Genomic DNA, 13,621 nt, shown 5'->3' with positions numbered 1-13,621 from the left:
CACAGTGATAGGGATCGAGAAAATGAAGAGAACAACAATGAAAACAGCTCTGGGGTCGCTGGCGCTGCTGCCGGGCCTGGCAATGGCTGCACCTGCCGTGGCAGACAAAGCCGATAACGCGTTTATGATGATTTGCACCGCGCTGGTGCTGTTCATGACGATCCCGGGCATCGCGCTGTTTTACGGCGGCCTGATCCGCGGCAAGAACGTGCTTTCCATGCTGACGCAGGTTGCCGTGACGTTCGCGCTGGTGTGCGTGCTGTGGGTGGTTTACGGTTACTCGCTGGCCTTCGGCGAGGGTAACGCCTTCTTCGGCAACGTTAACTGGGCGATGCTGAAAAATATCGAGCTGACCGCGGTGATGGGCAGCTTCTATCAGTATATACACGTCGCATTTCAGGGCTCATTCGCCTGCATCACCGTGGGGCTGATTGTGGGCGCGCTGGCCGAGCGTATCCGCTTCTCTGCGGTACTGATTTTTGTGGTGGTCTGGTTGACGCTCTCCTATATCCCGATTGCGCATATGGTCTGGGGCGGCGGTCTGCTGGCTTCCCATGGCGCGCTGGACTTTGCGGGCGGTACCGTTGTGCACATCAACGCCGCGGTAGCAGGCCTGGTCGGCGCATACCTGATTGGCAAACGCGTGGGCTTCGGGAAAGAAGCGTTCAAACCGCACAACCTGCCGATGGTCTTTACCGGCACAGCCATCCTCTACTTTGGCTGGTTCGGCTTCAACGCCGGTTCAGCCAGTGCCGCTAACGAAATCGCTGCGCTGGCCTTCGTGAATACCGTAGTGGCAACCGCCGGCGCTATCCTCTCGTGGGTATTTGGCGAGTGGGCCGTTAGCGGCAAGCCTTCGCTGCTGGGTGCCTGTTCCGGGGCGATTGCCGGCCTGGTGGGCATCACGCCAGCGTGCGGTTACGTGGGCGTGGGCGGCGCGCTGCTTATCGGCATCGTCGCCGGTCTGGCGGGGCTGTGGGGCGTTACCGCGCTGAAACGTATTCTGCGCGTTGACGATCCGTGCGACGTGTTCGGCGTGCACGGCGTGTGCGGCATCATCGGCTGCGTGATGACGGGTATCTTCGCGGCGCAGTCTCTCGGCGGCGTGGGCTACGCGGAAGGCGTGACCATGATGCATCAGGTGCTGGTCCAGCTGGAAAGCATTGCTATTACCGTTGTCTGGTCGGGCGTGGTGGCCTTTATCGGCTACAAGCTGGCCGATATGACCGTCGGGCTGCGCGTGCCGGAAGAGCAGGAGCGCGAAGGTCTGGACGTCAACAGCCACGGCGAGAATGCTTATAACGCATGATTTGCGTGCTTTGCCGGGTGGCGGCTTCGTCTACCCGGCATGCAAAGACAGGATCCACAGGCCCGGTAAGCGTAGCATTACCGGGCTTTTTACATCATCCTCTGTTACGCATGACCCCTTCCTGAACCGTCGAGGCCACCAGCACGCCATCCTGGGTATAAAACTCCCCACGTACAAAGCCGCGCGCGCTGGACGCAGAGGTACTCTCCACGCTGTAAAGCAGCCATTGGTTCATATCGAACGGACGGTGGAACCACATAGAGTGGTCAATCGTGGCAACCTGCATCCCTTTTTCCAGGAATCCCACGCCGTGCGGCTGTAGCGCAACCGGCAGGAAGTTGAAATCCGACGCATACCCGAGCAGATACTGGTGCACGCGCAAATCTGCCGGAACGCTGCCGTTGGCGCGGATCCACACCTGACGGGTGGGCTCGGAAGCGTGACCCTTCATAGGGTTATGAAATTCCACCGGGCGGATCTCCAGTGGCTTATCGCACAGAAACTTCTCTTTTACCTGCGGCGGCAGCAGATGCGCGAGCGCGCGAGCGATGTCGGTTTCCGATTTCAGATCGTCCGGCGACGGGGCAGGGGGCATCGTTTTTTGATGCTCATACCCCGGCTCTGGTGCCTGGAACGAGGCGGTCATGTAAAAGATGGGTTTTCCATGCTGGATGGCCGCCACGCGGCGGGCGCTGAAGCTTTGGCCGTCACGCAGAACTTCCACGTCGTACACAATCGGTTTAGCGCTGTCGCCAGGGCGTAAAAAGTAGCTGTGGAACGAATGCACCAGACGGTCTGCCGGGACGGTCTCCTTTGCGGCATACAGCGCTTGCCCCACGACCTGGCCGCCAAAAACCTGGCGTAAGCCTAAATCTTCGCTCTGTCCGCGAAACAGCCCTTCTTCTATTTTTTCCAGGTTCAGCAATGTCAGCAGATTGTTCAGTGCCTGACTCATAATGGTCCTCAATAAACGCCGTGGCGAAAGATACGCAGAGTATAACGCAGAAACGATAGTGGTCCGATGGGTGGAATTATCTTAATACCAGGCCAAAATTAGGCATTAATCCGTGATTTGTGCCACACTTGTTTACGTTATGTGAATAAAACGACATCGGATGGGATCGATCCCGCCGGTGCATTGATGATAAGGAGACTTCAATGAAACTCGTGCCTATGTTAAGCGGTGTTGCAATGGCGGTAGCGCTGTCCGCCTGTGCGGATAAGAGTGCCGATGTCCCGGTGCCAACGGCAACCCCAAACGGGATTAACACCCTTTCACAGCAAGCCATTCGACAGCCTAACGTATCCGGTACTATCTGGATCAAGCAGAAAGTTGCTCTGCCGCCGGACGCGGTACTCACGGTTACGCTGTCCGATGCCTCTCTGGCGGATGCACCGTCAAAAGTGCTGGCCCAGCGCGCGGTTCGTACAGAAGGTAAACAGGCGCCGTTCAGCTTCGTGCTGCCGTATAACCCGTCTGACGTGCAGCCTAACGCGCGTATCCTCCTGAGCGCGGCGGTAACGATCAACGATAAGCTGGTCTTTATCACCGATACCGTGCAGGAAGCGGTTAATAAAGGCGGCACCAAAATCGACCTGACCCTGGTTCCTGTCCAGCAAACGGCAGTGCCCGTTGCGCCTCAGACCAACCAGCCGACTTTGCCAACAGCGCCGACTCAGCTGTAATTTTCTTTCGCCCTCTTCAGGCCTCCTGAAGAGGGCGTCAGTACTCCCACCGATACTTCTGCATATCAATCTGTCCTGACCCGGACACCTGAACCCCTTCTGAGAGTAATGCCTGACGCTGGCGCTGCAAGTCTGGCCCGGTGAGAGAGATCGCGCCATGGCGGTTGACGACCCGATGCCACGGTAACGTGCTCCCCTCCGGTAGTCTTCTTAGCACACCGCCAACCTGACGCGCCGCGCGTGGAGAACCTGCGAGTCGGGCAACTTCACCGTAGGTAGTGACATAACCTTCCGGAATTGAGGCCACAATTTGCCACACTCGTTGTGGGAAAGTGTCATGTTCGTCCATTGTTTCTCCTGCGGAAAATCAGCGAAGGGGTAGGGTAAATGAAGATAAAGCAGATTGCCGGGGCAGTTTGCGCAATAATCCAGCATCCGGTTGCCAGCGGCTTGCAATTGTAGTGCTCCACAGGGATAATGCGCCAGCGCGTTGGTTATCAACGCTCTCAATGGGGGCTCTGTTGGTTCTCCCGCAACGCTACTCTGTTCACCAGGTCAGGTCCGGAAGGAAGCAGCCAGGGCAGACGACGTGGGTGCCGGGATGTAGCTGGCAGGGCCCCCACCCATTTGTGCTAACGCTATGTCTTAATAGCCCATTTCTTTGCCGACAATCGCTCTGATGCAGAGCCGATTATATGCGGCTCCACTAATCATAGATGACGCTTTTAGCTTAAGTATGGGGTCCAAGGAACCGATCGCCGTTCAGGTGGATCATATGCGTTGGCGCGTCAGCTACCCAAACCTCTGTTTCCCAGGATAATTCCATAAGATATTTCGACATCACCTTCCGGTCTGGGAAGGCCGTAACGTATACCAGTCCAGGTTTAGCATTCGCAAATAATTTTGCTAACTCACCGTGACGCTTTCCATCGACGGGCCCATGCGAAGTGACCGATTCAATTAACAGTAACCAGTTGCGTTTTTGCCAATAAAGAACAACATCGGGCAGTTTACCTTTTCGATCAACGATAACACCCAGTTCCGCAAGCCGCTCTTTTCTAAAATGATCTTCCTTCGCACCCGTATCTCCGATGTAAATAACTTCTGCTTCAGGAGCGAAACGAGGACCAAACTCAACGATGATATCCTTGATAAGCTGGCTATGTGCGCCGGGGCTTAATTCTAATTCTGTACCGTCATTCAGTTTTAATGGCACCATTTCCATTTTTCGCGCCATAGCATACTGCTCAACTAAGGTCGGTACGTTGCCCCTGTGTTCCTCAAGCGCTTTTTCCCATTTAGCGGAACCATAGTTGAGTAATACTGTATGCAGTTCAGGCGCTATCTGATAGCAAGCCTTAGGGGAGTTGACAGGGCGATCGGGCTTATCCGGGTTATATATTGCTATTCCGCCATCACAAAACTGATGCAGCGTTTGTCGCCGGAAGGTTTCGCGCGTGTTTGGGGCATACTCTTTGCCGTAGACGTCTCTACACCAATCCATGATCGGTGTCACACCCATCATCGGGCGTTCAATTTTCTCCCAATCGCCATCGGGATGAAGATCGAGCAATGCAAGCAAAGTTAAAGCTGAACGTTCGTTTATTTGCGCACGAGGCATTCCCAGTTGACGCAACACATCAAGCGCCTGCTCAATCTTTTCCTGCGCTTTAAGCGGGTCAGCTATTTTTCCTTTGGTCATGATGTTCAACTCCCTGTTAATGATTTCGTCAATCTGATTCTGACTGAGCACTTCATCACCGAACTCACCACCCATTTTGCGCAGAACTTCCAGTGATGGATAATGAATTGTTCTTAAATCAGAGGCATTTACCTGAGTATGCCCGCCAAACTGACGGTAATACTTGTCCAGCAAAGTACAGTTCAGATAGACATAAAGCCCGCGGGCAAGATCCGCATCCATACCCGTCTTCTGCACATGGAAAACATTGGTCTTATTGTCGAAACCGATCAGCTCGCCCGGTAAAGAGGAGTCATATAAGGTTGCTACAATGCGACGTTTTTCTTCTTTGCTGCTAAACCTTTTTACAATCAGGAAATTACCATGGTTTTTCCATAGCCAGGGTCGTGATGAATCGGAAACCCTGATGGCATTAGGTTTTTTGCCATCAAGGGGCCAATTAACTTTTCCATGCAAATGCTGAGGAAAAAGAAGCGGCACTGATTCAGAATCCATGCTTTCTCTGAGATCTTCTCTAAGACGAAAGTCAACTACCGGTCCTGTACTAACCTGAACGCCAAGCTCGCCCAGAGTAGATGTAAAAGGGGATAATCTCTCGATTATGTCCTGTTCTCTGGGGCTGGCGGCGATATGAATGAACTTTTGCTTGTCCTCTGGGTTAACTATTTTGTCTATCGACACCTTGCGTTGCGTCATATCAGTGGCAGTGATTTGCCCGGATTCTTCATCCAGATGAAAATCAGACGTTGGGCTGGATGTAATGATAACCTGCCCCTGCGGAACACCTTTTACACAGTGAATAATGATATTTTCCTGAAGCACTTCATCTTCAGAAAATGCCGCATTACGGGAGTCGAAAATGTGGATGTGCTTAATGGACGTATCCGACAGTAATTGCTCACGAAAAGGCTGGTAGTACGGACCATTACAGAAAGAGCGTGGAATAATTGCCACTAACTCTCCTCCCATTTTCAGCTGTTTCAAAGCTAAGGCAACAAATCCAGAGTATAAGTTGACCGTTTCTATGCCAGCTTTGCGTAAAGAGTCCCGGTGTGCGCTCGAAGAGAGAATTTTTTTATAGGGTGGATTCATAATCACATGGCTATAAACCCCCGGCTCTTCACGGGTCGCTATACTTTTGGCCGCAAGACTTGCCTCGAGTATATAATCTACCTTTCTGATTTTATGGGAGAATTTACCATTTGCAGCCTCATTGCAGGCTCTCAGCGTCTTTCTAAGATACGTCAGCACCACATCTTCAATGTCGATGGCGTCAAGCTCAATCTTTTCGACTTCAGCCATCAACGCCCGTTCTATGAACGCCGCAGAGAGCGACCCCACTCCACAGCCTGGGTCAAGTAGCGTTATGTCACCTTTTATGTCGTCAAACAGGCTTGCCATGAACAGACAAATCGGAGCCGGGGTCATAAACTGACCAAATGCAGATTTTGTCTTTGGATTTAATAGCTTATTCGCTTCTTTTCTATGCTGATCGGCCAATTCCAACAAGCGCATCATATTTCCACTGGGTAACAAAAAAGTTCAAATTGCATACGGCTCCTGTGTCGCCCGGAAGTGTATCAAGAGTCAGAATGCTTTACATGCCGGCAATGTTACTACAAACAGAGAAGCGATCTGGAAGTCTTTGGTCTGTAGAAGGTTGCTTTGCTGACCGCTAACCTGCCCTGCACCACGGCTGGTCGCCAACTGTCCCATAACTGTTCAACGACTGCTTTACCAGGCCCGTTATTCTGTCGTGCAATATATCCTTCATTTAATTGAAATAATATTGTCATAAACCTGTAATAATAGACTGTCATTTTATTATCGGGCGTCTTTTTGTTGTCATAAGCAAAAAAATATATATCTGGATAACAAACATATCTTCGTGTATTAAATTAAACACGTGTTCCGAAAGGATGTGACAATCATGGTTACTGCGGTTTTAAACGTTAAAATTGATGAAGCGCTAAAAGAAAGACTTCGCCACTATGCGGAAGATAATAATGAGAATTTAAGCGTGACCACAGAGAAACTGCTGCTGCTGGCATTTGAAGCGGTAGAAGAGGCGGGAGTATCGGAAGAGGATATTGATAATCAGCATACGGAAGAAGAGAGCGTAACTCCATTTACTCCTAAAGAAATCAAAGCACTACGTAAACTTCTGAAGAAGAGAAAATGAAACAACAACTATCCACGGCCAGCGACTACAACGAGGCCTGTAATCTGTTACGTTCCGGCTACGTGAAACATGTTCGTCTTGGCTGGAATGTAGGAAGTGAAGAATTCTTTCGAATTGCATCTGACTGGTGTGATACCGGTGCAAAAATAAAGAAAGAAGGGGATAATTTCATTATTTCACTGAAAGGCTTCCCGATTCCTCCTCAACATTAAGTTGTTCTTCATGAAAACTGCTGACTGCATGCGTTACAGTCAGCAGTTTTTATTGTTTCTGGCGAAAAATTTACACCAGGCTCCGTTTTACTGGCGGTGTACTTCTGTTTAAGGCAAGCCACAGCGGTTTAATCCGCAATAATGCCTCTTCAAGTTCTGGCGGATTGAGGGAGAAAGGCATGCGCAGGTAGCGGTCGAACGCGCCTGAAAGCCCAAAGCGCGTGCCGGTGCCCATAATGATGCCCGTCGTCTCGGCGCGTGCCGCCAGCAGCGTCGCCAGCATGCCGGGTAACTCTATCCAGTATGAAAGCCCTCCCTCCGCTTCCTGGAACCGCCATTCGGGAAAATGTTCCCGCAGCATCTGGCCGCAGCGGTCGCGCCGTTCTGCCAGCATTTTCCGGCGAGCGGGCAGAAAAGTTTCACTGTTTTCGATAAGCCACAGCGTGGCCAGCTGTTCCAGCACCGGTGAGCCCAGATCCAGCGTGTCGCGCGTCTGCGCGAGCGTGGCGATAGTGCGGGACGAGGCGCGGATCCAGCCGAGACGAAGCCCGCCCCAGAAGCTTTTTCCAGCGGAACCCAGCGTTATGACGGCGGCCTCCGGGTTAAAGGCGGCCAGCGGCGGCGGCGGGGGAGCATCGAACCAGAGATCGACCATGGTTTCATCCACGACCAGCGTGGTGCGGGTTTGCGCGGCAATGTGGGTTATGGCCTGGCGCGTTGCGGCATCCATACAGCGCCCCGTCGGATTATGAAAATCCGGCATCAGATAGGCCAGACGCGGGGCTGTCTGGGCAAGCGTTGCGGCAAAACCGTCGGTATCCCAGCCCGTTTCAGGCAGCGAGACGCCCACGGGCCGGCAGAGCGCCCCCTGAATGGCGGCGATCGCCAGCGGGTAGGTAGGATGATCCACCACCACGCGATCCCCGGGACCGGTCATCATTCTTAAGATCAGGGCGAAGCCGCTGACGGCGCCGTTCACCACCATCACTTCGTCTGCCCGGGTCGGCAAACCCCGTGCGGTGTAGCGGGCGGCAATGGCTTCACGCAGGGCCGGGAGCCCGAGCTGATCGTACCCGGTTAGCGCCAGGTTCGGCGTGAGGACCGTCAGTGCGTGGGCGTAGGCCTGGTGGATCTCGGGCCCCGCGTTGAGCGCGGCGGTAGAGAGATCAAGCGCCGCGCTGGCAGTGGAAAGGGTGGGCACTGCGCGGCTGTCGGGCAGGATCACGCGCGAACCGCTGCCCTGACGGCTCTCCAGATAACCCTCTTCCCGCAGATGTGCCAGCGCGCTGTTGATGGTGGTGCGGCTGACGTCCAGTGCGGCGGCCAGCTCCCGCTCTCCGGGCAGGCGAGTGTTTAGCGCCAGCCTGCCATCCAGAATCAACAGGCGTAGCGCGTCAGCCAGCTGGCGCCACAGCGGGGTGCGGGAAGAGGCTTGCTGCCAGTGCCCTAACAGGCGAACCAGAGACTGGCTACCAAAACGACGTGATGACATGAGCAGTCCACTATTTGAAAACTGGACATTAATCATAGTGCCATTTTCACCGAAGATGGAACCGGGTTCTTCGGAGAAGAGAAAATGGTACGTCGTCTGGTACAACTTTATGTCGGTTTAGGCCTGTACGGGCTTTCAACCGCGATGTTTATTCGTTCGGATCTGGGGGTAGACCCCTGGAATGTCTTTCACCTTGGCGTCGCCATCCAGACCGGGATGAGCATCGGCACGGTGATTATTTTAACCGGTGCTGCGGTGCTGCTGCTGTGGATTCCGCTGCGTCAGCTTCCGGGGCTGGGTACGGTCAGTAACGTGATTTGTATCGGCCTGGCGGCTGATGCGTCAATGGCGCTGATCCCGGAACTCACCTCGCTGCCCGTGCGCATTATCCTGCTGGTTTCAGGCATTGTGGTTAACGCCCTTGCCACCGGGATGTATATCGGGGCGGGTTTTGGTGCTGGCCCGCGTGACGGCCTGATGACCGGTATACACGCCCGGCTGGGCTGGTCGATTCGCAGCGTGCGTACCGCGATCGAGGTGAGCGTGTTAATCATCGGCTACCTCCTCGGGGGAGCGTTTGGCGTTGGAACCGTGCTGTATGCGTTAACCATCGGCCCGCTGATCCAGCTCTGTTTGCCGTGGTTTCGCCACCGGCCGCGCGTTCAGAAAGCACCGCAGCCGGAGCGGATTGTCTAATTTTGCGAAGCGCTCACAGGCTATAATGACGCAACTGTGTCAGAATAGTGGTTACACTTTTTGCGACGCCAGAATGTATGAAAGCGATCACTCTCTATGACGTTGCCCGCGAGGCGGGCGTTTCTTATCAGACCGTTTCCCGGGTGATTAACGACGCGGAACACGTTTCTGCCCGCACGCGGGAAAAGGTCCGCCAGGCCATGGCGGCGCTACACTATGTGCCTAACCGTGGCGCGCAGCAGCTGGCCGGGAAACGCACCCGCACGCTCGGGTTGATAACGACCAATCTGGCGCTGCATGCGCCGTCGCAAATCGTCTCAGCCGTAAAATCCCGGGCAGTGGAGCAGGGGGCAAGCGTGCTCATCTCTATGGTGGAACAGCCCGCGCAGTGTCAGGCTGCTTTGCAGGAGTTACTGGCGCAGCGCGTGGAGGCGCTGCTGGTGAACGTTCCGCTGGAAGATGCACAGGCAGAAATGCTTCAGGAAATGGCTTCGCCGATCCCGGTTCTTTTTCTCGATGTTTCCCCCTCAGCCAGGGTGAACAGCCTCGTGTTCAATGCCGAACAGGGCGCTGGCCTGGGGGCGGAGCATCTGCTTTCGCTGGGGCACCGGCGAATTGCGCTGCTCGCCGGTCCGGAAAGTTCCGTCTCTGCCCGGGCGCGTCTGGCGGGATGGAAAACCGCGCTCGCTCAGTCCGGCGTGGAGGCGTTTGCAGTGGCGCAGGGCGACTGGAGCGCGGCCTCCGGCTACGAGAAAGGGCATCAGCTTTTATCGGGCCCGGCGCTGCCCGACGCGATCCTCGTCGCGAACGATCAGATGGCGCTCGGCGTTATACGCGCCTGTGCGGAAAAAGGGATTGCGGTACCGGGTCAGATCTCGGTGGTCGGATTTGATGATACGGCCGACAGCGCATGGTTTACACCTCCGCTGACCACCATTCGGCAGGCGTTCCGCGAGGCCGGTGAGCGCAGCGTGGAGTGGCTCCTGGCGCCCACGCCTCACGACGAACGCTGGCAAAAACAGCTTCCCGTTACGCTGATCGTTCGTCACTCCACCGCGCCGCACGCGCCGCAGCAGGCCGATCGTGAAGATCTGGCGCAGCAGCTACGAACGCTGGCACTGCTGGCGGAGAAACTGGCGCGCAGCTAGCGCTTTTGTGATCGGGCTCGCCTGGTGACGATCAAAGTCTTTACCGCCACCGTTTACCAGGGCATGTTGACTAAAATTGTGAGCGCTTCGCAAAGAGGTTGATATGTCTTCTGCATTACCGCTGACCCTCAGCGCACTTCTGGCTCGTCGTGACTGGGAAAACCCCGGTGTGACGCAATGGAACCGTCTGGCCGCACACGCGCCTTTTCATAGCTGGCGCGATGAAATTCTCGCCCGGGAGGATAAGCCTTCGCTGAGCAAGCGCTCGCTTAACGGCGTCTGGCAATTCAGCTTTTTCGCCGCGCCAGAGCAGGTTCCCGAGGCCTGGGTAACGCACGACCTTGCTGACGCCGTTGAGATGCCCGTGCCGTCGAACTGGCAGATGGAGGGATTCGATACCCCCATTTATACCAACGTCACCTATCCGATAAATGTGAACCCACCGTATGTTCCGGCTGAAAATCCTACCGGCTGTTACTCGCTCACATTTGAGGTGGATGACGCCTGGCCGCGCAACGGACAGACCCGCATTATTTTCGACGGGGTCAATTCAGCTTTTCATCTGTGGTGTAACGGCCAATGGATGGGCTATTCGCAGGACAGTCGTCTGCCCGCAGAGTTTGACCTTAGCGCGGTGCTGCAACCGGGGCAGAACCGCCTGGCGGTGATGGTGTTACGCTGGTGCGACGGAAGCTACCTGGAAGATCAGGACATGTGGCGGATGAGCGGCATTTTCCGTGACGTTTCGCTGCTGCATAAGCCGGAAACGCGGATTGCCGATTATCAGGTCGTGACCGATCTGAATGCCGAATGCGATCGGGCAATACTCCGGGTAGACGTGGCGCTGGAAGGTTCACGCTACGCCGAATGTGAGGTGGCGTTTACTCTGTGGCGTAACGGCGAAGCCTGCGCGCAAACCACGCAGCAGCCAGGATCGGCCATCGTCGATGAACGGGGCAGCTGGGCGGAGCGGCTCAAGGTTGCGATACCCGTGAACGATCCCGCGCTGTGGAGCGCCGAAACACCGGAACTCTATCGTCTGACGATGTCGCTTCGTGATACGCAGGGCAGTGTGCTGGAGACCGAAGCCTGCGATGTCGGCTTCAGGCGCGTCGAAATCAGCAATGGTCTACTGAAGCTCAACGGCAAGCCGCTGCTGATCCGCGGCGTGAACCGTCACGAACATCATCCTGAGAAGGGGCAGGTGATGGATGAGGCGACCATGCGCCGCGACATTGAACTGATGAAGCAGCATAACTTCAACGCCGTGCGCTGCTCGCATTATCCGAACCATCCTCTGTGGTACACGCTTTGCGATCGCTATGGCCTGTACGTGGTTGATGAGGCGAATATCGAGACCCATGGCATGGTGCCGATGAGCCGCCTGGCGGACGATCCGCGCTGGCTGCCCGCCATGAGCGAGCGCGTAACGCGTATGGTGCAGCGGGACCGGAATCATCCGTCAGTCATCATCTGGTCTTTGGGGAACGAATCTGGTCATGGTGCGAACCACGATGCGTTGTACCGCTGGCTGAAAACCACCGATCCCACGCGTCCGGTGCAGTACGAAGGCGGCGGCGCCTGTACGGCGGCAACCGATATTATTTGCCCGATGTATGCCCGCGTCGATCAGGATCAGCCGTTCCCGGCGGTGCCAAAGTGGTCGATTAAAAAGTGGATCGGCATGCCGGACGAAACCCGTCCGCTGATCCTGTGCGAGTATGCCCACGCGATGGGCAACAGCTTTGGCGGCTTTGCCAGCTACTGGCAGGCATTCCGCAGCCATCCCCGGTTGCAGGGGGGCTTTGTCTGGGACTGGGTCGATCAGGCATTAACCAAAAAAGAGGAAAATGGCGCGGCATTCTGGGCCTACGGCGGCGATTTTGGCGATAAGCCTAACGATCGTCAGTTCTGCCTCAACGGGCTGGTGTTCCCCGATCGCACCCCGCATCCCGCCCTTTTCGAGGCGCAGCGTGCCCAGCAGTTCTTTACCTTTACGCTGGTGAGCACCTCTCCACTGGTCGTCGAGGTACAGAGCGATTATCTGTTCCGTCATACCGACAACGAACGTCTGCAATGGTCGGTGGCGCGTGACGGTGCGGTAGTGGCTTGTGGCGGCTTGACGCTTTCTGTCGCGCCCCAGGAGGCGCAACGCATTGAGATCCCGCTGCCTGAACTTGCCGCTGAGCCGGGTGAGGTCTGGCTCAATGTGGAAGTCGTTCAGCCGCAGGAGACGCCGTGGTCGCCGTCCGGCCACCGTTGTGCCTGGGATCAGTGGCCGCTCCCGGCTCCGCTGTACGTTGCGCCCGCGAATGTGGAAGGTACGGCCCCGCAGCTAACCGCGTGCGGCGAGGCGCTGGAGATTGTCCATCAGCAGCAGCGCTGGCAGTTTAGCCGCCTTACTGGAAACCTGACCCAGTGGTGGAACGCGGGGGCTGAAACGCTCCGTTCTCCGCTAACGGATAACTTTACCCGCGCGCCGCTGGACAATGATATTGGCGTCAGCGAGGCAACCCGCATCGATCCGAACGCGTGGGTGGAGCGCTGGAAGGCGGCAGGGATGTATGAGATGTCGCCGCGCCTTCTCCAGTGTGAAGCAGAACAGTACGCCCGTGAGGTGGTGGTGACCACGCAGCACGTCTGGGAATTCCGGGGGAAAGCGCTGTTTGTCAGCCGTAAGATCTGGCGGATTGACGATCGCGGCGCGCTGCACGGTGACGTGCAGGTGACGGTAGCGTCTGATATTCCCGAGCCTGCTCGCGTGGGCCTGAGCGTTATGCTGGTGGATATCCCGGAAACCGTGCGCTGGCTGGGGCTGGGGCCGCTGGAAAATTATCCGGACAGAAAGCTGGCGGCGCAGCAGGGGCGCTGGACGCTTCCGCTGGAAGCCATGCACACGCCGTATATCTTCCCGACGGAGAACGGCCTGCGCTGCGACACCCGCGAGCTGGCGTTTGGCGCGCATCGGTTGCAGGGGCGGTTCCATTTCTCCGTGAGCCGCTACAGCCAGCAGCAGCTGCATGTGACAACGCATCAGCATCTGCTACGGGAAGAGCCGGGTTGCTGGCTGAACCTGGACGCCTTCCACATGGGCGTAGGGGGAGATGATTCCTGGAGCCCGAGCGTGGCGCCGGACTTCCTTTTGCAAAACCGGCAGCTGCGCTACACCTTCTGCTGGCAGCAGAACGGCTGAA

11 protein-coding genes and 1 other RNA gene are annotated in these 13,621 nt (G+C 56.0%); 8 read left to right on the top strand and 4 right to left on the bottom strand.

What is annotated here, in order from left to right; translation table 11 throughout:
* Positions 1–22 precede the first annotated feature (22 nt).
* Positions 23–1,309, top strand: a complete 1,287-nt coding sequence (gene amtB / locus N5C09_RS05385) for an ammonium transporter AmtB (RefSeq protein ID WP_279748611.1) — start codon at positions 23–25, stop codon at positions 1,307–1,309.
* Between the two features lie 94 nt (positions 1,310–1,403).
* Here amtB and tesB read toward each other — a convergent pair whose 3' ends face one another.
* Positions 1,404–2,264 (bottom strand): acyl-CoA thioesterase II, encoded by an 861-nt coding sequence (gene tesB / locus N5C09_RS05380; protein ID WP_063451680.1) that lies wholly within the window; start codon positions 2,262–2,264, stop codon positions 1,404–1,406.
* Positions 2,265–2,467: 203 nt separating this feature from the next.
* On the opposite strand from tesB, the gene N5C09_RS05375 reads away from it, so the two are divergent.
* Positions 2,468–2,995, top strand: coding sequence for a YbaY family lipoprotein (locus tag N5C09_RS05375; protein WP_063869041.1), 528 nt, complete (start codon positions 2,468–2,470; stop codon positions 2,993–2,995).
* Positions 2,996–3,032: 37 nt separating this feature from the next.
* On the opposite strand, the gene N5C09_RS05370 is transcribed toward N5C09_RS05375, so the two are convergent.
* Positions 3,033–3,344: an MGMT family protein gene (locus tag N5C09_RS05370; protein WP_063869039.1), complete on the bottom strand. Its 312-nt coding sequence runs from the start codon at positions 3,342–3,344 to the stop codon at positions 3,033–3,035.
* 170 nt (positions 3,345–3,514) lie between these two features.
* Between N5C09_RS05370 and ffs the strand changes: the two genes are divergently transcribed.
* An RNA gene (ffs, locus tag N5C09_RS05365) (signal recognition particle sRNA small type) lies at positions 3,515–3,611 on the top strand.
* A 114-nt stretch (positions 3,612–3,725) separates the two neighbouring features.
* Here ffs and N5C09_RS05360 read toward each other — a convergent pair.
* Positions 3,726–6,215, bottom strand: coding sequence for a BsuBI/PstI family type II restriction endonuclease (locus N5C09_RS05360; RefSeq protein ID WP_279748610.1), 2,490 nt, complete (start codon positions 6,213–6,215; stop codon positions 3,726–3,728).
* Between the two features lie 412 nt (positions 6,216–6,627).
* Between N5C09_RS05360 and N5C09_RS05355 the strand changes: the two genes are divergently transcribed.
* Together N5C09_RS05355 and N5C09_RS05350 are read left to right on the top strand one after the other, a co-directional pair.
* A complete protein-coding gene (locus tag N5C09_RS05355) occupies positions 6,628–6,879 on the top strand; it encodes a hypothetical protein (protein WP_063451676.1) in 252 nt (83 codons plus the stop codon).
* A complete protein-coding gene (locus tag N5C09_RS05350) occupies positions 6,876–7,091 on the top strand; it encodes a hypothetical protein (RefSeq protein ID WP_279748609.1) in 216 nt (71 codons plus the stop codon). Before N5C09_RS05355 ends, N5C09_RS05350 begins: the two co-directional genes overlap by 4 nt.
* 70 nt (positions 7,092–7,161) lie before the next feature.
* Here N5C09_RS05350 and N5C09_RS05345 read toward each other — a convergent pair whose 3' ends face one another.
* Positions 7,162–8,583: a PLP-dependent aminotransferase family protein gene (locus tag N5C09_RS05345; RefSeq protein ID WP_279748608.1), complete on the bottom strand. Its 1,422-nt coding sequence runs from the start codon at positions 8,581–8,583 to the stop codon at positions 7,162–7,164.
* 84 nt (positions 8,584–8,667) lie between these two features.
* On the opposite strand from N5C09_RS05345, the gene N5C09_RS05340 reads away from it, so the two are divergent.
* From N5C09_RS05340 to N5C09_RS05330, 3 genes are all read left to right on the top strand, one after another.
* A complete protein-coding gene (locus tag N5C09_RS05340; protein WP_193527892.1) occupies positions 8,668–9,279 on the top strand; it encodes a hypothetical protein in 612 nt (203 codons plus the stop codon).
* A 77-nt stretch (positions 9,280–9,356) separates the two neighbouring features.
* Complete coding sequence (locus tag N5C09_RS05335; protein ID WP_279748607.1) at positions 9,357–10,427, top strand: LacI family DNA-binding transcriptional regulator; 1,071 nt, start codon at positions 9,357–9,359, stop codon at positions 10,425–10,427.
* Positions 10,428–10,530: 103 nt separating this feature from the next.
* The gene (locus N5C09_RS05330) at positions 10,531–13,620 is read left to right on the top strand and encodes a beta-galactosidase (protein WP_279748606.1); all 3,090 of its coding nucleotides are present in this window, start codon (positions 10,531–10,533) and stop codon (positions 13,618–13,620) included.
* Position 13,621: the final 1 nt, after the last annotated feature.

Source organism: Enterobacter sp. GD03975 (assembly GCF_029838645.1).
Lineage (GTDB): Bacteria > Pseudomonadota > Gammaproteobacteria > Enterobacterales > Enterobacteriaceae > Enterobacter > Enterobacter quasihormaechei.
Note: the sequence above shows the minus strand (reverse complement) of the source record. Positions and strands in the feature narration are given on the sequence as shown.